Below are 19,041 nucleotides of genomic sequence, written 5' to 3'. Positions count from 1 at the left end.
TTTTCCTGAGACGACTTCAGTGGTTGGAGAGTTTGATGAGCATCTTCCCGGTATTCTTTCCGGAGAAGAGGTCGAGGAAGGCGGTGGGCGTATTCTCGAGGCCATGGACGACCGTCTCCTGCCATTTCATCTTGCCTTCCCGGATCCATTGCCCGACCTCGCGCTGGAATTCCTCCCAGATGTCGAGATAGTTGGTGCTGATCATGCCCTCGAGTCGGATGCTTTTCTCGTTGACCGAATACAGGTTGCGGATACCGGTGGGTGCACCGTTGTACTGCTCGATCATTCCGCAGAGGGGAAAACGAGCGAAATCGTTGGCCACGGCCAGTGCCGCCTCTAGATGGGCCCCGCCAACATTGTCGAAATAGATATCGACACCGTCGGGGGCCGCTGCGCGTAGGGCCTCAGTCAGATCTGGCACTTCCTTGTAGTTGATCGTGGCATCGACACCGGCCTCTTCGCGCAACCAGCGGAGTTTTTCTTCCGAGCCGGCCGAACCGATCACCCGACATCCCTTAATCTTGGCTATTTGTGCAACCACGGATCCCACCGCTCCCGCTGCTGCCGAGACGAATACCGTCTCTCCTGGCTTGGGATTGCCGATGCGTAGAAGGCCGGCATAGGCGGCCAGACCGGGGAAGCCGAGCGGCCCTAGATAGGCCTGCACCGGTATGTCCGTATCGATACGCGTGGCCGAATCTGCTGCGATCAGTGCAAGATCGCGCCATCCGGCGAAATGGCTAACTGTGTCGCCGGGCGAGAAATGACTGTCACCGCTTTCGACGACGACCCCGATCGCGGCCCCATCCAGGGGCTGGTTCAATTCAAAGGCCGGAATGTAGGTCTTCCGGTCGTTCATGCGTCCACGCATGTAGGGGTCGACCGACAGCCACTCGTTGCGCACGAGCAGTTGGCCGCTAGCGGGCGCATCGAGAGCGCTCTCGACAAGTTGGAAATCATCGGCTTGGGGCAGCCCGTCTGGGCGGTCGACAAGGTGAAACCGGCGGGAGAGAATGGTCATGGAACCTCCGTGGTTGGGCGGGTCGCCCAGGCAAGGAATGCTACCAAAAGTAAGGTACCACTAGTAACTTACTTTTAGTAGTATATGAGGGAGGCTCAAGCTGTCAAGCAGAGGGGTGGCAATTGGCGAAAAAACTTCCGAGAGCAGCCAGAAGGGCTCAGCTCCTTGAAACCGCTCGCACGATAGTGCGCGAGGAAGGGACGGATGCACTGACGCTTGGCGCGCTTGCTGAGCGTGCCGGAGTGAGCAAGCCGATTACCTACAGCCATTTTGAGAGTCGATCTGGGCTGATGATCGCGCTGTATAAGGAGATCATGGATCAGCAGGTAGCAGCGCTGGTAACCGCGCTGGAGCGTACTTCCGCTCGCTTGGAAGATGTCGCGCAGGTTCTAGCCGATGCCTACATGGAGTGCACCACCGCTGTGGGCCCGGAATGGCATGCCATTGCCGCTGCACTCAAGGGCGATGGGCAGATGGATGCCTACCAGCAGGAGATGCTTCGAGACCATATCGCTTTCTATGCAGATGTGCTGACACCGTTGTCTCGCCTTTCGCCCGAGGCTGTCCACCGTCGCTGCGTTGGCCTGATCGGGGCCGCTGAAGCATTGTCTGACGAGATGGTCCGTGGTGGCTGCACGAAAGAGCAGGCGGCGAACGATCTCGCCGCGCTGATCATAAGCTGGTTTTGAGCATCAGCTATCTTTTCTAAGGCGTTTGGCCCGCTGATGGTGAGTCAGCGGCGCCAGCCTTATCGTCCTAAACTCTCAATGCGACACTACCAGGGCTGCCACCTGTACAGGTGGCAACAGCGCCAGCGAGGCCTTCATTTCGCGCACTTCCTCGCCGGGCGGCCGGCCAAAGAAGCGTTTGAACTCGCGGCTGAACTGCGAAGCACTCTCGTAGCCCACCCTGGCGGCTGCCGCCGCTGCAGGCAGACCGTCACGAATCATCATCATGCGTGCCTGATGCAGCCGCGTCGACTTGATGTACTGCAGGGGCGAAGTTTGCGTCACTGCCTTGAAGTGCACGTGAAAGGCCGCCGTGCTCATGCCGACATCGCTGGCCAGGCCCCCTACCTCCAGGGGCTCGGCGTACTCCGCGTGAATACGGTGCAGCGCCTTGGCGATCCTGCCGAACTGGCCCTGCTGGGCCAGCGCCGCTCGCACGCTCCCACCCTGCTCGCCGGCCAGTATCCGATAGTAGATCTCCCGCACGATATCGGGCGCCAGCACTTGCGCCTCAAGAGGTGAAGCCAGCGCCTCGAGCAGCCTGAGCGTGGCATCTGACATTGGCGCATCGAGCGGCGTGGAGAGCATGCCTCGTGGTGTCGACTTCGCACGTGCATCCGCCTGGTCAAGCATGAAGACCAGCTCCGCCACCACGGTCATATCCAGCCGAATCGAAATGGCCAGCAGCGGCTCCTCGGGGCTGGCCTCGGTTTCCGCGGCAAAAGGCAGCGGTACCGACAGTACGAGGTAATGCAGGGCATCGTAGAGATACACTTCCTCGCCCAGGTAGCCTCGTTTGCGCCCCTGGCACACGATCACGATGCTCGGCTCGTACATCACCGGGGCGAGCTTCAGCGGACGGTCCGAGCGCATGAAGCGCACCTCGTTCAGCAGCGACTGGGTAAACCCCTCATGCGGCGCTAGCCGATAGAGCTGCTCAATCATTTGTTCCTGAACGGTGGGTTTTGTCCTTGTCGCCATTTCGAACCCTCCATCGCCTCGCCGGCAAAATTCATGTTTAGGCAACAAGATTCGCCCCATTCGATCACCAAAACAACTCATCAATAGAAATAGGCAATGATTTCAGAGGAATGACGCTGTCGGCATTGCCCGTATGATCAAGATGGAGAGATCCAAGAGGTCCCTGCGTTCCTAGGTATTTGAAACTAACCGAACTTCTTGAATAGCTAAGCCAAAACTGGGCTGTCTGGATGAACGAAGAATCTTCATTGGCAGCCGCCTGAGGATCTCTTGCAGCTCGAGTGGGTAAGACCCGTATCGGAGCGCGCTTTAGCCACCGTGCGACTGGCAGAGCAGACTACGCACCAAGCCAACGCGTGAGACAAGCCCCGCGCGCATTCCTACCAAACCATAGGAACAGGCAATAACGAAATAGTATCCGGCCTTAGCGCTACCCCCCCCTCCTATTTACCATGGTCTCAGTGGCGACGTGCTTTCCATGCGGTAAGTATATCGCAGCCGAAACCATAGCCGCCTACTGCCAGATCGCGGTCTCAAGCCTGACGTCATCGTACAGCCGGCAGATATGGGCACCAGTCTCCTCGTCGTCCGGCTCACCGCCAGCGCCTGGTCGCACTCCCAATCACTTGGAAAGGAAACATACCATGAAAACAGTGCTTATCTCCGGTGCCGGCTCTGGCATGGGCCTCATGACCGCCCAGACCCTCATCCGGGAAGGATATGCCGTTTACGCGGGCGTTCGCGATCCGCTCACTCGAAGCGCGACTCGACGCGAAGCCCTTGAATCCTACGCACGAGATCATGCCGGCTCTGTGCATGTCGTTGACATGGACATTCATAGCGAAGAGTCCTGCGAGGCCGCCGTCGGTCGTGTTATCGACGATCACGGGCACCTCGATGTCGTGATCCACAATGCGGCCCACCTGTTTATCGGGATGTCCGAAGCTTTCACTCCTGAGCAGCTGGCGGATAGCTTCAACACCAATGCTATCGGCGCACACCGGCTGAACCGAGCTGCGCTGCCTTATATGCGACAGCGAGGCGAGGGAGTACTGGTCTATGTCGGGAGCGCGATCACGCGGATCGTAGCGCCGTTCATGATGCCGTATGTGGCTGGAAAATACGCGCTGGATGCGATCGCCGAATCCACCGCTTACGAGGTCCACACGCACGGAATTGAAACGGTCATCGTCATGCCCGGCATTTTCCTTGACGGGACCTCTCACTTTGCGACAGCGGTATATCCGGCCGATGAGCAGGTGGCTTCGAACTATGAGAGTGCCCGTTCAGAGTTCGAACGTTACGAACCGGGTCTCAGGCAGATGTTTCGAAACGACGGCGCCGCACCGGTCCAGAGCGTGGGCGATGAAATCGCCCGTGTGCTGAGACTGCCCCGAGGAGGAAAGCCGATGCGCACAAGCGTGGACTATTCCGACTACGGAGCTAACGCAGTCAATGCCGTCGCTGACGCGCAGACCCGGCGTGTCTTCGAAATCATGGGGTTCGACCGCCTGCTCAGCGTGTCCACGCTTGATGAGTAGGTAATCGGTGAAAAGTAGATCGAAGTGACGCGACGAACCTCCACTGAATTGCATAGGCGAACCACAAGCAGCGCAGCGGAGGCCCGGCCAGGCTACTAATCGGCAAGAGCCTCAAGTTGAGACTACTCAGTGCCATTGTATACGTGAATTCCGAACCGTCACTTCTTTATTCTTCAGCAGAAAGCCAGCGTACGATCTCGCCGCACTGATCGTAAGCTGGTTTTTACGTTTCTGAGACATTTTGCCCGCTGAGGGCGCATAGATCGGCGTTGAGAGCATGCCTCGCGGCGTCGAATTCGAATGTGAGTCAGTCTGATCCAGCATGAAGACCAGCCCGCCACCAAGGTAGAAAACTTAGCCAAGTGGTATCCCTCACTATCGCTTCGATAAACATTTAGGCAAACTTTTGGGCAAAACACCCCGTAAAAACTCTTCCTCTATAGGATCAGGCAATACCGCAATAGGAATGACTCTGTCGGCTTTTACTGTACCCCCGTAGGCTTACTACAACGACGCTCTTACTCGCATGTCGATCATCCGAATCCCGTTAGAGAGTCGTCACAAGCCACCCATACGGAGTCACCTCTATATGAGCAAAGTCATTCTTCTCACCGGCGCCAGCAGCGGCATTGGCGAAGCCACTGCCCGGTTGTTGGCCAAACAAGGCCATCATCTGGTCATTGGCGCACGCCGCACCGAGCGACTGGAAGCGTTAGCCCAGGCCATTCGTTCCGAAGGCGGCAGCGTCGAGTATCGAGCGTTGGATGTTACTCAACGCGAAGACGTACAGGCCTTCGCCGATGCCGCGCTGAAGCTCCATGGTCGCATCGATGTGATCATCAACAACGCCGGCGTCATGCCGCTCTCGCCCCTGGCCTCGCTCAAGGTCGAGGAGTGGGACCGCATGATCGACGTCAACATCCGCGGCGTGCTGCACGGTATCGCTGCCGTGCTGCCCACCATGCAGACCCAGAGCAGCGGACAGGTGATCAACATCTCCTCCATCGGCGGCCTCTTCGTGGTGCCCACCGGCGCTGTCTACTGCGCCACCAAGTTCGCCGTACGGGCCATTTCCGACGGGCTGCGCCAGGAGCACGACAACCTGCGCGTCACCTGCGTCTATCCCGGCGTGGTCGAGTCTGAATTGGCCGACACCATCACCGATGCCGGCGCCGCCGAAGCGATGAAGAGTTTCCGCCAGATTGCCCTCAAGCCCGAGGCCATCGCCGCGGCCATCGCTCACGTCATCGCCCAGCCCGATGGGGTGGACACCAGCGATATCGTGGTTCGTCCCACCGCAAGCCCGGTATGAGCCAAGCCGCTTCGAACATCGATGGGCAACAAGCCCTAGCCAAAACTTTTATTTAAAGGAAAGACACCATGAAACATAACGCAATTTCGACAGCAGTCATGACCGTCATGCTGGCCCTGGGAATGGTCGGGAACGCTTCTGCCATGCCGAGCTATGGTCCCTTCAACCTGGTGGAAGGCAACACATCATCCAAGTTGCTGTCTGGCGTCGATCATTATCGACTTCAGGTGAACGGTACCTCCAATGTCACCATCCAAAGCCACGGCATGAATACCGGTGGCGGTAACCATAGCGGGATGACGGCTGTGCTGCGAGACGGCAACGGTAACGTCGTTACCCAGACCGGGAGTAATAGTGGCGACTTCATCATCAGCCAGCAGCTGAGCCCGGGTAACTATACGCTGGAAGTGCATGCGAACATGCTCAGAGGTGGCACTGACTCCACCAACTTTTATCACCTGACAACAGTAATGGAATGACCTTCGGTGCAGTTGACCATCGCCAGCCTTAGGGCTGGCGATGCTGTTTCAATTCGGCTCAAGGCAGCCCCTGAATCCCTCGCACCTTTATGCCGAACGCTCTCCCGGCGGCGAAAAGCCAGACCGAGCGGCACCTTCCTCACTCACACCCAAGCCCTGGTTGAGCTGACCGAACGGCACATGCACCGACGGCAGAATATCGCTGGTGGCCGAGAGGTGGGATGCCTGGTCGTCGAAGAAAATATGCGGCTTGATGATGCCAAGAACATGCTCCTTGGCAATGCCGCCGAGGAAATAGGCCTCGTTGACCGTCACGCCCCAGCTACGCATGGTGTGGATGACCCGCTCATGGGCCGGCGCGTTGCGGGCGGTGACAATGGAGACCCTGACCTTGGGACGATACGCTCCCTGCGTCTCCTCCTCGCGCTGCTTTTCCAGCATCTGGATATGCGCCAGCTTGCGCAGAAAAACGGCCAACAAGCCCGCTGCGGGCGGTACCTGGGCATTGGCCCGTTCATACGCGTGAAAGGCTTCGATTCCTTGCTTCTGATAGATGGTTTCGGACTCGTCGGTGACCAGCACGCCATCGAAGTCGAAGGCAATGCGCAGCTCCTCCTCGTCGGTCAGATCGAGATCGCCCGATGACAGCACCTGCCCCGCCGGGTGCCCGGCCAGGATCGCCTGGTCAACGTCCTGGCGATTGGCGGACAGAAAAAGGCTGATGTTCAACGCCGGAATGAAGCGATGGGGGTAACGCCCCTGAAGAAATATGGCCCGCGTAATGCCCAGCTCATGATGCTCGATCGACTTCATGACCCGCAGTCCGGTTTCCGGATCGTTGCGCGAGAGCAGTACCACTTCGATGGGCGGGTTGTCCGGGCTCAGCTCGTTCAATGACAGCAGACGCTTGATGAACGGGAAGGCAACGCCGGTACTTAACGGCTTGTTCTCGTTGTCGCGCTGATAGATGCGATAGGACGCCTCGCCCTGCTCGCGAAAGACCCGATCGGATTCCTCCAGATCGAACAAGGCGCTGGATGCCAGTCCAATTACCAAGCGTTCACTGAGATCGTAGGCCATGGTCGTCGCTTGCTGCCGATCAAGGGTGGATTCCATTGACCATGCCCCAGGGAAGAGAATCGATCAAGCTTCGTCACGGCCCCCGGGGGTAAGCCTGGATCGTTCGTCTTAGCGCATGGGCCGAGAAGGCTCCGGTCGTGTGACCAGCCAAACCGCCACCACAACCAGCATCGCCACTATAGCCCAGCGCAGCCAACCCTCACCCAGGTGCAGCAGAATCATCACCATGCTGGCGAAGATCATTCCCACGGCGACAAACTTGGCGCGCCGGGGGATCGCCTTCTCCTTCTCCCAGTTCTCGAGCAGTGGCCCGACATAGCGCCGCGAGCGAATCCAGGCCTCGAAGCGCGGTGAGCCGCGAGATGCACAATAGACCGCCGCCAGCATGAACTCCGTGGTCGGCAATAGCGGGAGAAACAGGCCGAGAAAACCCACCGCAAAGCTCAATGCCGCCAATGCCACCCATAACAATCGCACCATTACCATCGCCTCGTTAACGTACGGTTCATTCAATGCCATGAGAGTTAACGTTCCAAACGGGGGAATTCATCATATTCGTCAGTTATTGAGAATCATTACTACTAGTGATAGTATTCCCACCTCACCATGGGAGTCATCCACTATGGCTGGACGCACGAGCTACCGCCTTTTCGATATCACCCTGGCACGCCGTACCCAGGTCAGCCCATCGCTAGTCAGGTTCACCTTCACCGGGCCCCAGGTTGGCCGGATGGCCACCCACGCACCGGACCAACGCATCAAACTGTTCTTTCCCAAGGACGCCAACGGCCTAGACGCGCTGTTCGAGATCGCCAAGCTGGAAGAGCACGACTGGTTCGGCGCCTATCGTGCCCTGCCAGACGCCGAGCGCCCCCCCATGCGCACCTACACCATTCGTGCACTGCGCCCGGCACGCGGCGAAGTCGATGTGGAGTTCGTGCTGCACGGCGACAACGGCCCCGCCTCACGCTGGGCGATGCGCGCCCGTCCCGGCGACCGCCTGGCGATGACCGCTCCGCTGGCCAGTGCCGGGGGCGAAAAGCTCGGCTATGAGTGGAAGCCACCGCGGGGCGTACGGCGCATCCTAATTATCGCCGACGAGACCGCCCTGCCGGCGGCCGCCGGCATCTTCGAAACACTCGACGACCTGCCCCTCGCCCCACGGGTAGAGGCCATGCTCGAAGTACCGCGTAGGGACGATATCCAGCCCCTCTCTGCCCCCGCCAAGCTGCGCTGGTTACCCCGCGATAGCGAGCCGGGTTGCCACCACGGCGATCTGCTGAGGCGAGCGGTGCGCGACATCGACCTGCATCAGGAGATCCGCGCCCTAGGCGGACAACCGCATAGTGGCGCCAGCGAGGGGCTGGATGAAGACAACGCCGTCCTCTGGGAGCCCGCGAGTCTCGACGACAATGCCCCCTTCTATGCCTGGATTGCGGCAGAAACCAAGGTCACCCGGGATATTCGCCGCTATCTGGTCAATGAGTGCGGCCTGCCCAAGCAGTGCGTCACCAGCATGGGCTATTGGCGCCTGGGCAAGGCGGACGAATGAACCTCGCGCGGAAGCTTAAGTGACGACATCACCCGCCAATCACTGGCGAGACACCCCCGATCGCTATGGCCTCGTCAGCCGTCTCCTCCACTGGCTGACGGCAGCGCAAGTGATACTGTTATTCGGCGTTTTGTTGGCCTGGAAGGGATTCGGTGAGAACGCCGTCACTCTGGTATTGGCGAGGATCGGCCCCCACGGCTCGTTGGGCGCCATGCTGCTGGTGACAACGCTGCTGCGCGCCATGTGGGCCTATCGCCAGCGCCATCACCGACCGCCCCGCCCACCAGGCTTGGGGGGATTGCTGGCGCGCTGCATGCACCTGGCCTTCTATGCGCTGTTGATTCTGATACCGGCGCTGGCCATCCTGCGCCAGTATGGCCGGGGCGGCCACCTGATCTTCTATGGCATTGAACTGCTGCCGGAAGCGGAGCGCGAGATTGCCTGGATGATGGCGCCTGCCGACCTGCTGCACAGCACCCTGGCCTGGCTGCTACTGGCACTGATTGCCGGCCATGTGGCGATGGCGCTGGCCCATCGCCTGTGGCTCAAGGATGGCATCCTGGCGCGCATGCTGGGCTCACCCCAAACCACACGGGACAGCTAGCCAAGCTCGCGCCTAACCTGCACCGAAAGCCCCCGCCACCCGTTCGATATCGCCAGCGTCGAGCACGCCCGCCTGCCAGCGCAACGACAGCCAGGCGAGCAGATAGTCGTAGCGGGCGCGGACCAGGTCGCGCTGGGCTTCGACGTGCTGCTGTTCGGCGTTGAGGGCATCGAGGTTGGTGCGCTCGCCGCCGAGGATGCTGCGCCGGGTGGCATCGAGCCGCGCTTCGGCGGCGACCACGGCGTCGCGGTAGGCCTCGATGCGCCGCTGGCTGCTCAGGGTCATGCGGTACTGGCGCTCGACGTCGTTGAGCAGTTCGGCCATGGCGCCGTCAAGCTCGAAACGAGCCTGCTCCAGGGTGTCGCTGGCCTGACGGCTGGCGGCGCGCACGCGCCCTCCAGCGAATAGCGGCACCTGAACTTCCACGCCGATGCTGTCGGTGTCGTAGCGCTGTCCCACCTGATTCTCGGCGTTGGAGTCGGTGATCTGGCTGCGCGCCACCAGCCGCACGCTGGGCAAATGTCCGGCGCGCTGCTGGTTTCGCTGCTGCCGGGTGGCTTCGAGCAGGCTGCGCTGGGCGGCAAGCTCAGGGTTATGGGCCACGGCCAGCTCGCGCCACTCTTCAAGCGGCAGGAAGTCGGGCTCTTGCATATGCGCGGCATCGCTCAGCGGCACCAGCGCCGCGGCTGGCAGGTGGCCGATCAATATCGCCAGGGCGTTGCGGGCATCCTGCCAACGGTCCTCGGCCTCGATCAGCTGTGCCGCCAGAAGCCTCCGCTGCGCCTCGATCTCCATCTGGTCGGTGCGAGTGCCCTCGCCGCCTGCCACGAAGCGTCGGCTGCGTTCAGCCTCCTCTTCCAAGGCTCTGCCATGGGCGCGCATCAGCCCCACCTCCTCCTCGGCATAGAGGGCTTCGGTATAAGCCTGCAGCACCCGTACCGCCAGCGCCTGGCGCGCCCGCTCCAGGGTCAGGCCGGCGGCCTCGGCGCGTGCCTTACCCTCGCGGTACTGGGCGAATGCCGCTGCATCGAACAGCGGCTGGGTAAGGGTGAAACCAGAAGAGAAGCTGGTGTATTCCAGGTCCTGCCGGGTCGTACCCAAGGGAGTATCCTGACGAATCTCAGCGTCGTTGCGCATGCGGGTATAGCGGTAGCTCAGATTGGGCATCAGCGCGGCACGCCCCAGCGCCCGCTCATGGCTGCCCGCGGCGCTCTCGCTGCGGGCCGCTTGCCAGGTCGGGTCGTGCTGCAGCGCCAGCTCGTAGGCCTGGAGAAAATCCAGCGCCATGGCGGGCAGGGCCAGCAGTCCGCTCCCGGCCATCAGCAGCCAGGCGGCAAACCCGCGGCTAACCAGCTTATCCATCAGGCATCCCCCCAGGCGGTGCGAGCACGATCCAGCAGCGGCTTGAACAGGTAGTTGAGCAGCGTACGCTCGCCGGTGCGCACGAAGGCTTCCACCGGCATCCCGGCACGCAGCACGTCACTGCCCAGTCCCTCCAGGGCTTGCGCCGCCACTTCTACCTGAACGCGGTAGTAAGGCTCGCCACTGCGCTCATCGACCAAGCGGTCGGCGGAAACCTGGGCCACCTCGCCAGGCACCCTAGGTGTGGTGCTGCGCTCGAAGGCGGTGAAGGCAAGCTCCACCGACAGCCCAGCGTGCACCCGGTCGATATGCTCGACCGGTAATTGGCCCTCCACCAGCAGCGGCTCGTGCTCGGGGACGATCTCCATCAGGCGGCCGCCGGGCGCCACCACGCCGCCTTCGGTGTGCTGGGCCAACCCCACCACGATGCCTGCCGTCGGGGCGCGCAGTTGGGTATGGGCCAGCTCGAACTCCGCCGAGGTCAGGCGGCCGGCCAGCTCACGCATGCGCGAGCGTGCCTGGGTCAAGGCTTCGCGCACGTCGCGCTGATACTCCTCGCGGCGCTGGGTCATGCGCAGGCTGAGTTCGTCGATCTGACGCTCTGTCTGCTCCAGGGTGCCGCGGTCGGCGACCAGCTCTCCCTGCAGTTGGGCGTACTGGCTCTCGATCTCCAGTAGCCGGTTGCGCGGAATGTAGCCCTCTTCCGCCAGGCCGCGCAGGTTATCGCGCTGCTCGCCCAGCAGCGCCAGCCGCAGGCGCTTCTGCGTCAGCGATGCTTCTAGCCCGCTAGCCTGGGCGCGCTGGCCTGCCAGACTAGCGTCCAGCCCCGCCAGCTCCGAGGCGAGCGAGGCCTGACGGCTCTCGAACAGTTGGCGGTGCAGCGCCAGCACGGTCAGCAATTCGGGATCTGCCTGCGCGGTCAGCTCGGCGGGGAATTCGATGCTAACGAGACCGTCACGCTCCGCCTCGAGGCGGGCGATCTCCGCCAGGGTGGCGCTGTATTGGCCGCTCAGTACGTCCACCTCACTGGCATGGCGGGTGGCATCCAGGCTGACCAACACTTGGCCCTGGGTGACGCGGTCGCCCTCACGCACCCACAGCCGCTCGACAATGCCTCCGCTGGGATGCTCCACCGCCTGGCGGTTGCCCGACACCACCACGGTGGCAGGGACCGCCACGCCGTTATCCAGCGGCGCCAAAGCCGCCCACACCACGAAGCCCACGAAGCCCGTCAGCAACAGCCAGCCGCCCAGACGGCGCGGACGCCTCCGCCGCTGCGCCATCGCTTGCCAGTCCGGCGTGTCCCGCGAGGTGGAAGAGAATGCAGGGCCGGGCTCGACGCCACGTGCCGCATCGGTAGGTGGCATCATGCGCTGCGCTCCATCTGGTAGGGGCTGTGCGCCATCAAAGTGGCACCGCTAGAAGCGGCCTGACGTGCTGCCCCCGCCTGCAGTACCTCCTGAGTCGAGCCGAACGTCGCCTGCCGGCCTTCCTTCAGCGCCAGCAGGTGGGTGGTGGCCTTCAGCACCTGAGGCCGATGAGTGATCAGCACCACCGTCACGTTGCGCTCACGCAGCCACTGCAGGGCTGCCATCAACGCCTTCTCACCGGCTTCGTCGAGGTTGGCATTGGGCTCGTCGAGCACCACCAGCGATGGCGGACCGTAGAGCGCCCGGGCCAGGCCGATGCGTTGCCGCTGGCCGCCGGAGAGCCCCACGCCGCCATCGCCCAGCGGCGTGTCGTAGCCCTGGGGCAGCGACAGGATCAGCTCATGCACCCCAGCCGCCTTGGCGGCACCAATCACTTTTTCGGAATCCGGCTCGGCGAAGCGCGCAATATTCTCCGCCACGCTGCCGGCAAACAGCTCCACCTCTTGGGGCAGGTAGCCGATGTGCGGCCCTAACTGGGCCTTGTCCCAGTGCTGGATGGCGGCGCCATCCAGCCGCACCGTGCCAACCTGGGGCCGCCATACACCCACCAGCAGCCGCGCCAGGGTCGACTTGCCGGAACCGGAGGGGCCCACCACCCCCAGCGCGTCGCCCGGCGCCAGGCGAACATCGATCTGCACCAGGGTCGGTTTGCGGCCTCCCGGTGGCATCGCGCTAACGGCTTCTACCGCCACCTCGCCCCGCGGCGCGGGCAGCGCCATGCCCGCTTCGCGGGCAGGATGCGCCTCCAGCAGCGCCGCCAGACGCTGATGTGCCAGGCGCGTGGTGCTCCACTGCCGCCAGGCGTTGATCACCTGGTCGATGGGCCCCAGCACACGTCCCATCAGGATCGATCCCGCGATCATGGTGCCCGGGCTGATGGCGCCGCCTACCGCCAACCAGGCGCCCAAGCCCAGCACCAGTGACTGCAGCGCCACGCGCAGGCTTTTAGACGCCGCGGTGATCAGCGCCGTGCGCTCGCTGGCTAGCCCCTGCAGGGCAACAAAACCGCCATGCAGCCGCGCCCAACGCCGCGACAGCGCACCCAGCATGCCCATGGCTTCGATGGCCTCGGCATGGCGCAGTTGGGCCTCGGCGGTGCTGGCGGCCTGTACCGAAAGGCCGCCCGCTTCCCTCAACGGTGGCTGGGAGAGACGCTCGTTGAGCCACGCCAGGGCGACCAGTAGCAACGCGCCCGCCAGTGCCAGGCAGCCAATCCAGGGGTGGAACAGGAACATCACCAATAGATAGAGGGGAAACCAGGGAGCATCGAAGAAAGCGAATATCGCGCTTCCCGTAACGAACTGGCGCAGCGAGTCGAGATCCCGCGTGGCCTGCCCCGCCTGGGCATTGCCGCCGTGCAGGCCACGCTCGAAGGCCGCAGCGTAGACCCGCCCACCCAAATGCTCGTCCATCCCCTCGCCGATCTGGATCACTACCAGGCTGCGCACGTACTCCAGCGCCCCCATCAGCGCCAGCAAGCCCAGTGCCATCAGCGTCAGCAGCAGCAGCGTGGTGGTGTTGCCCGAGGCCAGCACCCGGTCGTAGACCTGCAGCATGTAGAGCGGCGGCACCAGCATCAGTAGATTGATCACTGCGCTATAGATGCCAACGCTGCGAAAGCCGCCGCGATAGGCACCCAGCGCCTGGCGTATCTCGTTACGCGGCTCGCCGCGCGAAGGTTTCATGGTGGGCTGCCCCTAAATAAGCGTCGTGGAAACTCGGCGCGCCCCCGTCGGGGCCCGCTCATGTATCTGTTCCGCTCATCGCAGGGTCACGGTGGTCATGCTTGACATCGCGCCACTGCTGGCGACAATGCCAAGGCACCGCGCCCCGGGCATAAGGCCCGTGGCGCGGTGATCAAAGGTTGCGGCAAGGGGGCTCCCCTTGCCTTTTTTATTATGTGGCGATGCTCAGGCAGCCAGGGCGACGTCGAGGTCGCTGGATGCCGCACCGACACCCACCAGGTCGGCGAGTTCGACTTGGCTGGGATCGAGGCCATTGTTCTCCAGCGCAGCGATCAGGCCACCGTTGGTGCCAGTACCGATGCTGTCGTCAGCTCCCTCTACTGAGCCATTCATCAGGCCCCAGATCACGTCATGGACATCGTTCTCGCGCCCTTCGGAGACATCACCCGTGATCGGAGTATCGAAGGTGAAGGTGATCCATTGGTCGATCACTTCTCCGCTGTTTTCATTGAGTCCAACGCCCAGAGTAATAGTGTCGATCTCGCCCCACAGAGTATGTGAGGTTGGACCATCCCCCGGGCTGCCGTTGAGCGGCGGGAAGTAGTAGCTCAGTTGACCCGTGGCCTGGAAAGCGAAGCCAAGGTCGGCGTCGTAGTAGGAGTAACTGGTGCCATTAAACATATCACCGCCATTGAAGCCCCCGGTATTGGCCGGGTGGGAGCCCTCCAAGCCACTTTGCTGGAACTCAATCAAAGCATCATAGAGGGTGCTTTCCAGGTTGATGCCATCAAGTTCGAAGCTTTCATCGAAGTGAGTGACTGAAGCTGTCATATCGTTCTCCTTTTACTTACCAGATTCAGGTGTCAGAGTTTTCTCATGGCACCGTTATGGTGATCCCTACCGCAACCACCGACATACGGGATTTCCCGCATGTTCCTTTCTATGATCCGCAACGCGGATCACCGAATCAGAAGCGCAATTCCATACCGATCTGTGCCGTTCGCCCAGGGGAATAGACCCGTGCCAAGGCATCGGAATAGCCATCCAGGTACATTTCATCAGTGAGGTTCTCCACTGAGGCCAGGAATGCCAGGTGATCGTTGACCCGATAGCTGCCGTACCAGTCCCAGGTGGTGTAGCGGAACCAGGTCTGAGCACCCCCAGTGTCCTGGTTGTACCAGCCATTGCCGCTGTAGTTGTAACGCAGCCCGGTATCCAGACGCTGGTCAAACAGGCGCACACCGAGGTTGGCGGTACCCTTGTCTACTGGTTTGGCGATCACGCTATTGAAGGCCATATTGCCGCAGACCACCTGGTCGTTAGCCCACTCCTCCCAGGAGTCGTAACCCGCCTCGCGCGCCATCTCATGCTGCTCCGTCATCGAGCCATCCTCGTTGGGCTGGTCATACCTATGTTGACCGGCGCCAGCGAAGTAGAGGTCAGGGCAGAACTGATTGGGGCTACCCAGATAGTGGGTATAGGTCACCCCACCATAGATCCAGCCAGCATCGTAGCGGCTCTCCAGTTCGAGGCCGCGGAACTGAGTCCGGGTACGGTTATTGACGAAAGCCAGGCGGCTGGGGTCAGCCCCGTCGCTACCGGTGCGGCCTTGCCCAGGTAGCGCAACGCCCATTGCTGTAAAGAGGTAGTCATCCGCCCGGGTATCGAAGTAACCCAGTTTGGCGAATAGGGAGTCGCCAGGTGTCAGCAGGTCGTTGAATACCGTATTGGCACCGACCTCCCAGCTTGTAGTGGTTTCTGCATCCGCAAAGGGGTTGGGGAACATGAAGCTGCTGCCGGAGCCGGGATGCGCACCAACTACCAAGCTTTCATTAATGGAGGGTGGGCGCCAAGATTTACCCCAGTTGGCGTAGAGTTCTAGCCAGTCTGTCGGGCGAATCGCTGCCGCCAACGAGGGCAGCAACTTGCCTGCCGAACGGTCGACATGATGGTCGTAGAAACCATTTTCCTGCTCCCATCTGGCGGCGTACTGACTACCGTTGTATGCATTAAGAGGAATGGCCAAAATCGCCTCTTCGCCACCGGTTCTTCCCGCATCACAAAAGACGGCGGCGCTTGCATTGCCAGCTGCCGCACGGTTACATTGAAGACGCATATAGCGATCGAAGCGCGACTCATAGATGGCCCGCGTTCCATATACCTGGGTATCGCCCGTTAGCCAGTAGTGGTCGTAGCGCAGCCCCGCAGATAGGGTGTAAAGGTCGTCTTCGAGGGTTAGATTGCTAAAGATACTGCCAACAGAGCGCTCGCCATAAGGGTTCAGTGCTTCGCCCTCGCCATACTGGGTATGATCAGGCAGTTGGCGCCCTTCACGATCAACACGGACCTCGGAATCAGCCTTGTCGCGAAAATACTCAATACCGTAATTGGCGCTGAGCTGAGTAGTGTCGTTCAGAGCGAAGCGCGAGGTGTTGTCGACCTGAATACCGTAGGTACGGGTCGAGATATTCTGGTCCCTGCCAATGCCATAGCTGCAATGGGTCTGCCATGAGCTTGGAATCGGGTCCTGATCGCAAAATCCGAAATCCCAGGCAAAATCCACCAACCCCGTGTCGCCAGGCGGATACGCCGGATTGTTGTAGTTGTTGAGCTCGGTATCCACGCCATAAAGTTTGACGTTGAGATCAAACCAGTTGTTGTTGCTAGGGTTCCAGTTGTAGTCGAAGGCAAGGCTCTGCGATTCGACGCTCGACGTACCCAGCTCGCGCCAGGGCGTGCCGCTCTCCTGCATAGAGGGATCTGCGTCAGTGGTATTGCTATAGTCGATCTCGGTACCGGCATAGGTGAACTGCAAGGACTGTTCAGGCGTGAGATGCAACCGGCCCTTGAACAGGCTGGACTCCTGAGTCTGGCGCGCGAACTTGACGTCATCATAGTAGGAGTCGTAGCCAGTATCGCTCCAGACACGATTGCGATCACCACCGCCCCGCGAGCCGATACTGTAGTCGCCCAGTGAGCGACGGCTACGCGCGCCAAGCAGTTCCAGATTGTCACCAAAGCGCCCTGCGACTGCGACGCTACCGATAAAGTTGACGCCGTTACCTTCTCCTCCGGCACCGGTGATCCCCCTCAGACGTACGCCAACGTCATTGTCAGGAAGAATGACATCGTCATAGTCGAGCGTCTGAAAATTGACGCTACCCGCGATGGCGGTAGCACCATGCACTCCGCTGCGTGGGCCCCGCTCTACCACCGCGCCAGACAGCAGCTCCGAGTCGACATACATTTCGCCATTACGTTGCTGGTGAGCGTTCTGGACGAAGTTCTGGCGCATGCCGTCGATCATCATATTGACGCGGCCAAAATCCTGCATGCCGCGGATATTCACCGATAGCCCAGGGTTGTGCCGATTGGTGGCGCTCGCCACACCGGGCGTCTCGATCAGCATATCGGAAGCGTGGCGAGGCGGACGCTGGTCAATACGCTCGCGGCTGATCACGCTCACCGAGCGCGGTTCGTGGTAGACCCAGTCGTCGCCCAGACGGCCAGCGGTAACCGTCAGGGTGCTGAACATGACCTGGTCGCCCACGGTGGTCATGGTGGCGGGCCGCGGCTCGACGAGTTCGGCAGTACGCGCATTACGATATTCAACGGCCAAACCGCTTCCCATCAGCAGAGCACGCAAGGCCTCGTCGGCGGTCATCTCGCCCTGCAGCGCCGGCGCCACGCCACCGATGGCCCGGTCGTCCGGACGCAGTACCGAGATGTTGGTAATGGCAGTGAATTCACCCAGCGAATAGAGCAACGACTGCTCGGGCAGATCGAAGCGGTAACGCTGCTGGGCGAGCGTCTGGTCATCGCCCTGCCCCGTCGTATCACGGCTTTCTCCCGTCTGCCCATGAGCCTCGCGCAGCCCGACGAGTATCACGAAAATCGTCAGCATCACGACGATGCCAGCCCCCTCCGCGACCTTGCGATAGAGACCTTTCCCCGCGCCGGGTAGCCTCTCACGCTGTTCATGCTGCATTTGACGTCCCTCTGCATCAGACTTATTGAATGATTTTGCTTCTCATTCAATAAACGTTCGAGGCTGAGGAGTTCCTCAATGATTCGGCCAAAATCGATTGCAATCGCGATGTTGCAGAGAGCGTGCCAGCGTTACGCTAGAGTGGCAGGCTATGAGCACGGGGGCTCAAGCCTCGAAAGAGGGCCAGTGCAGTGAAAACCATACAAGCTGCTTGTACCGTCATTCGGCGCGAAGATGGCGCCACCCTGATGGTAAAACGCCTGAACCCGCCTGAAGCGGGCTTATGGTCCGTTCCCGGTGGCAAGATCGAGCCCGGCGAGAGTCTGCGCGCCGCCGCTGCCCGCAGAGCTGCTCAATCATCTATGCGCGGCGGGACTGGCTACCCGGCGCTAGGCACATCGTTACCTCGATTCGCCCTTGGCGATTGACACCTCAACGAACCAGCGGGCGCGCTAGCGCTTCGACGCAGGCGAAGGCCTCCTTGGCACCGGCGATCGCCTGAGTGATGCCGGTCTCAGGCAGCGGTATCGCATCCAGCTGTTGCGTGAAGTTTCTCCAATGCAGGCCGCGGCCATCGTCGCTGGGCGCCAGATGGCGCGCACCGTAGCTGGCAGATAGCCCCAGCTCGGCGGCTCGCTTGAACAGAAAGGCCGCCCCCAGATTGGAGCCCTCGTTCACATACAGCCAACCCAGCAGATAAGGCGCCGCCTCACTTGTCGGCGCTGCCAACGGCTTGGCCTGTGCCTGACGTTCGGCGTCGACGTCGACATTCAAATCCAGGCAGTCGCGTACCACGGCGGCGTATCGACAGCGCAGGGTCAAGTCGGAGATCCAGTCGGCCAGCTGTGGATGGCGATAGACGGGCAGGCAGCGCTGTTGAAAGCCGTATTGCACCCGCAAGAAGCGCGCATAGCCTTCCAGGTCGTCAAAAGGGCGCAGCGTCATGATCGCGTGATCAACCCGCTCATGCTGCTCTCGGGTGGCATACTTGAGGCGCTTGCTGAGTGGCTGAACGGTGGTCTGCTCTGGCGGGGTTACGGTTTCCATGAGGGCCTCGTCATAGGGAAGGGACAGTTTGCTGGGTAGCGTGCGCTGGCGACGCCAGCCAGGTAACGCCTGGCAGACGCCTGACGGTTATCCCCAGGCTGGTTTCCAGGGAGTTATCGTCAAATCTGGTGGATGGCGATCAGGCCGCATTCCTGTCTGATTGATCAACCACTTGCTCCCCGTCCTGGAACTTGACGTTGCTGACGACCAGTTCCAGCTTCTGGAAGTGCT

General features: G+C 61.3%; 17 protein-coding genes. 7 read left to right on the top strand and 10 right to left on the bottom strand.

Translation table 11 applies throughout. The features are described from left to right. Nucleotides 1–16: 16 nt before the first annotated feature. A complete protein-coding gene (locus HOP58_RS06860; protein WP_234259915.1) occupies nucleotides 17–1,021 on the bottom strand; it encodes an NADP-dependent oxidoreductase in 1,005 nt (334 codons plus the stop codon). 122 nt (nucleotides 1,022–1,143) lie between these two features. Between HOP58_RS06860 and HOP58_RS06855 the strand changes: the two genes are divergently transcribed. Next, nucleotides 1,144–1,710 carry a TetR/AcrR family transcriptional regulator gene (locus HOP58_RS06855; protein ID WP_234259914.1) on the top strand — a complete coding sequence of 189 codons (567 nt, stop codon included), beginning with the start codon at nucleotides 1,144–1,146 and terminating at the stop codon, nucleotides 1,708–1,710. A 75-nt stretch (nucleotides 1,711–1,785) separates the two neighbouring features. Here the strand turns inward: HOP58_RS06855 and HOP58_RS06850 are convergent, their stop codons facing one another. After that, nucleotides 1,786–2,730 (bottom strand): AraC family transcriptional regulator, encoded by a 945-nt coding sequence (locus tag HOP58_RS06850; protein ID WP_234259913.1) that lies wholly within the window; start codon nucleotides 2,728–2,730, stop codon nucleotides 1,786–1,788. Nucleotides 2,731–3,374: 644 nt separating this feature from the next. On the opposite strand from HOP58_RS06850, the gene HOP58_RS06845 reads away from it, so the two are divergent. The 3 genes from HOP58_RS06845 to HOP58_RS06835 all read left to right on the top strand — a co-directional run bounded on the left by HOP58_RS06845 (nucleotide 3,375) and on the right by HOP58_RS06835 (nucleotide 6,062). Next, the gene (locus tag HOP58_RS06845; protein ID WP_234259912.1) at nucleotides 3,375–4,271 is read left to right on the top strand and encodes an SDR family oxidoreductase; all 897 of its coding nucleotides are present in this window, start codon (nucleotides 3,375–3,377) and stop codon (nucleotides 4,269–4,271) included. A gap of 589 nt (nucleotides 4,272–4,860) precedes the next feature. Continuing rightward, nucleotides 4,861–5,583: an SDR family oxidoreductase gene (locus tag HOP58_RS06840; protein ID WP_234259911.1), complete on the top strand. Its 723-nt coding sequence runs from the start codon at nucleotides 4,861–4,863 to the stop codon at nucleotides 5,581–5,583. A gap of 68 nt (nucleotides 5,584–5,651) precedes the next feature. Beyond that, nucleotides 5,652–6,062 carry a hypothetical protein gene (locus HOP58_RS06835; RefSeq protein WP_234259910.1) on the top strand — a complete coding sequence of 137 codons (411 nt, stop codon included), beginning with the start codon at nucleotides 5,652–5,654 and terminating at the stop codon, nucleotides 6,060–6,062. 87 nt (nucleotides 6,063–6,149) lie between these two features. Here the strand turns inward: HOP58_RS06835 and HOP58_RS06830 are convergent, their stop codons facing one another. Together HOP58_RS06830 and HOP58_RS06825 are read right to left on the bottom strand one after the other, a co-directional pair. Continuing rightward, complete coding sequence (locus tag HOP58_RS06830) at nucleotides 6,150–7,178, bottom strand: 5'-nucleotidase (RefSeq protein WP_234259909.1); 1,029 nt, start codon at nucleotides 7,176–7,178, stop codon at nucleotides 6,150–6,152. Nucleotides 7,179–7,250: 72 nt separating this feature from the next. Continuing rightward, entirely contained in the window at nucleotides 7,251–7,622 is a 372-nt protein-coding gene (locus HOP58_RS06825) for a YbaN family protein (RefSeq protein ID WP_234254374.1), read from the bottom strand. 142 nt (nucleotides 7,623–7,764) lie between these two features. On the opposite strand from HOP58_RS06825, the gene HOP58_RS06820 reads away from it, so the two are divergent. Further along, on the top strand, nucleotides 7,765–8,694 hold the full coding sequence (locus HOP58_RS06820; protein ID WP_010626795.1) for a siderophore-interacting protein: 930 nt from the start codon (nucleotides 7,765–7,767) through the stop codon (nucleotides 8,692–8,694). 19 nt (nucleotides 8,695–8,713) lie between these two features. Then, complete coding sequence (locus HOP58_RS06815) at nucleotides 8,714–9,298, top strand: cytochrome b/b6 domain-containing protein (protein WP_035590189.1); 585 nt, start codon at nucleotides 8,714–8,716, stop codon at nucleotides 9,296–9,298. A 12-nt stretch (nucleotides 9,299–9,310) separates the two neighbouring features. On the opposite strand, the gene HOP58_RS06810 is transcribed toward HOP58_RS06815, so the two are convergent. The 5 genes from HOP58_RS06810 to HOP58_RS06790 form a co-directional block, all read right to left on the bottom strand. Continuing rightward, nucleotides 9,311–10,660 carry a TolC family outer membrane protein gene (locus tag HOP58_RS06810; protein ID WP_010626793.1) on the bottom strand — a complete coding sequence of 450 codons (1,350 nt, stop codon included), beginning with the start codon at nucleotides 10,658–10,660 and terminating at the stop codon, nucleotides 9,311–9,313. Beyond that, entirely contained in the window at nucleotides 10,660–12,030 is a 1,371-nt protein-coding gene (locus HOP58_RS06805; RefSeq protein ID WP_010626792.1) for an HlyD family type I secretion periplasmic adaptor subunit, read from the bottom strand. Before HOP58_RS06805 ends, HOP58_RS06810 begins: the two co-directional genes overlap by 1 nt. Further along, the gene (locus HOP58_RS06800) at nucleotides 12,027–13,775 is read right to left on the bottom strand and encodes a type I secretion system permease/ATPase (RefSeq protein ID WP_010626791.1); all 1,749 of its coding nucleotides are present in this window, start codon (nucleotides 13,773–13,775) and stop codon (nucleotides 12,027–12,029) included. Before HOP58_RS06800 ends, HOP58_RS06805 begins: the two co-directional genes overlap by 4 nt. 225 nt (nucleotides 13,776–14,000) lie before the next feature. Then, nucleotides 14,001–14,606, bottom strand: a complete 606-nt coding sequence (locus HOP58_RS06795; protein ID WP_010626790.1) for a heme acquisition protein HasA — start codon at nucleotides 14,604–14,606, stop codon at nucleotides 14,001–14,003. A 136-nt stretch (nucleotides 14,607–14,742) separates the two neighbouring features. Further along, nucleotides 14,743–17,763, bottom strand: a complete 3,021-nt coding sequence (locus tag HOP58_RS06790) for a TonB-dependent receptor (protein ID WP_010626789.1) — start codon at nucleotides 17,761–17,763, stop codon at nucleotides 14,743–14,745. 191 nt (nucleotides 17,764–17,954) lie between these two features. Here HOP58_RS06790 and HOP58_RS23255 point away from each other — a divergent pair, with 191 nt between their 5' ends. Beyond that, on the top strand, nucleotides 17,955–18,191 hold the full coding sequence (locus HOP58_RS23255; RefSeq protein WP_346657453.1) for an NUDIX domain-containing protein: 237 nt from the start codon (nucleotides 17,955–17,957) through the stop codon (nucleotides 18,189–18,191). Nucleotides 18,192–18,195: 4 nt separating this feature from the next. On the opposite strand, the gene HOP58_RS06785 is transcribed toward HOP58_RS23255, so the two are convergent. After that, a complete protein-coding gene (locus tag HOP58_RS06785) occupies nucleotides 18,196–18,810 on the bottom strand; it encodes a biliverdin-producing heme oxygenase (RefSeq protein ID WP_234259908.1) in 615 nt (204 codons plus the stop codon). Nucleotides 18,811–19,041 lie beyond the last annotated feature (231 nt).

The sequence above is a fragment of the Halomonas sp. MCCC 1A11062 genome (assembly GCF_021404355.1).
GTDB lineage: Bacteria > Pseudomonadota > Gammaproteobacteria > Pseudomonadales > Halomonadaceae > Halomonas > Halomonas aerodenitrificans.
The sequence above is the reverse complement of the archived record's forward strand: the minus strand, read 5'-3'. Positions and strand labels throughout refer to the sequence as shown.

Coding starts and splice junctions, on each gene's coding strand:
- HOP58_RS06860 (WP_234259915.1), bottom strand. CDS start 1,021: ATGACCATTCTCTCCCGCCGGTTTCACCTTGTCGACCGCCCAGACGGG.
- HOP58_RS06850 (WP_234259913.1), bottom strand. CDS start 2,730: ATGGCGACAAGGACAAAACCCACCGTTCAGGAACAAATGATTGAGCAG.
- HOP58_RS06845 (WP_234259912.1), top strand. CDS start 3,375: ATGAAAACAGTGCTTATCTCCGGTGCCGGCTCTGGCATGGGCCTCATG.
- HOP58_RS06840 (WP_234259911.1), top strand. CDS start 4,861: ATGAGCAAAGTCATTCTTCTCACCGGCGCCAGCAGCGGCATTGGCGAA.
- HOP58_RS06835 (WP_234259910.1), top strand. CDS start 5,652: ATGAAACATAACGCAATTTCGACAGCAGTCATGACCGTCATGCTGGCC.
- HOP58_RS06830 (WP_234259909.1), bottom strand. CDS start 7,178: ATGGAATCCACCCTTGATCGGCAGCAAGCGACGACCATGGCCTACGAT.
- HOP58_RS06825 (WP_234254374.1), bottom strand. CDS start 7,622: ATGGTGCGATTGTTATGGGTGGCATTGGCGGCATTGAGCTTTGCGGTG.
- HOP58_RS06820 (WP_010626795.1), top strand. CDS start 7,765: ATGGCTGGACGCACGAGCTACCGCCTTTTCGATATCACCCTGGCACGC.
- HOP58_RS06810 (WP_010626793.1), bottom strand. CDS start 10,660: ATGGATAAGCTGGTTAGCCGCGGGTTTGCCGCCTGGCTGCTGATGGCC.
- HOP58_RS06805 (WP_010626792.1), bottom strand. CDS start 12,030: ATGATGCCACCTACCGATGCGGCACGTGGCGTCGAGCCCGGCCCTGCA.
- HOP58_RS06800 (WP_010626791.1), bottom strand. CDS start 13,775: ATGAAACCTTCGCGCGGCGAGCCGCGTAACGAGATACGCCAGGCGCTG.
- HOP58_RS06795 (WP_010626790.1), bottom strand. CDS start 14,606: ATGACAGCTTCAGTCACTCACTTCGATGAAAGCTTCGAACTTGATGGC.
- HOP58_RS06790 (WP_010626789.1), bottom strand. CDS start 17,763: ATGCAGCATGAACAGCGTGAGAGGCTACCCGGCGCGGGGAAAGGTCTC.
- HOP58_RS06785 (WP_234259908.1), bottom strand. CDS start 18,810: ATGGAAACCGTAACCCCGCCAGAGCAGACCACCGTTCAGCCACTCAGC.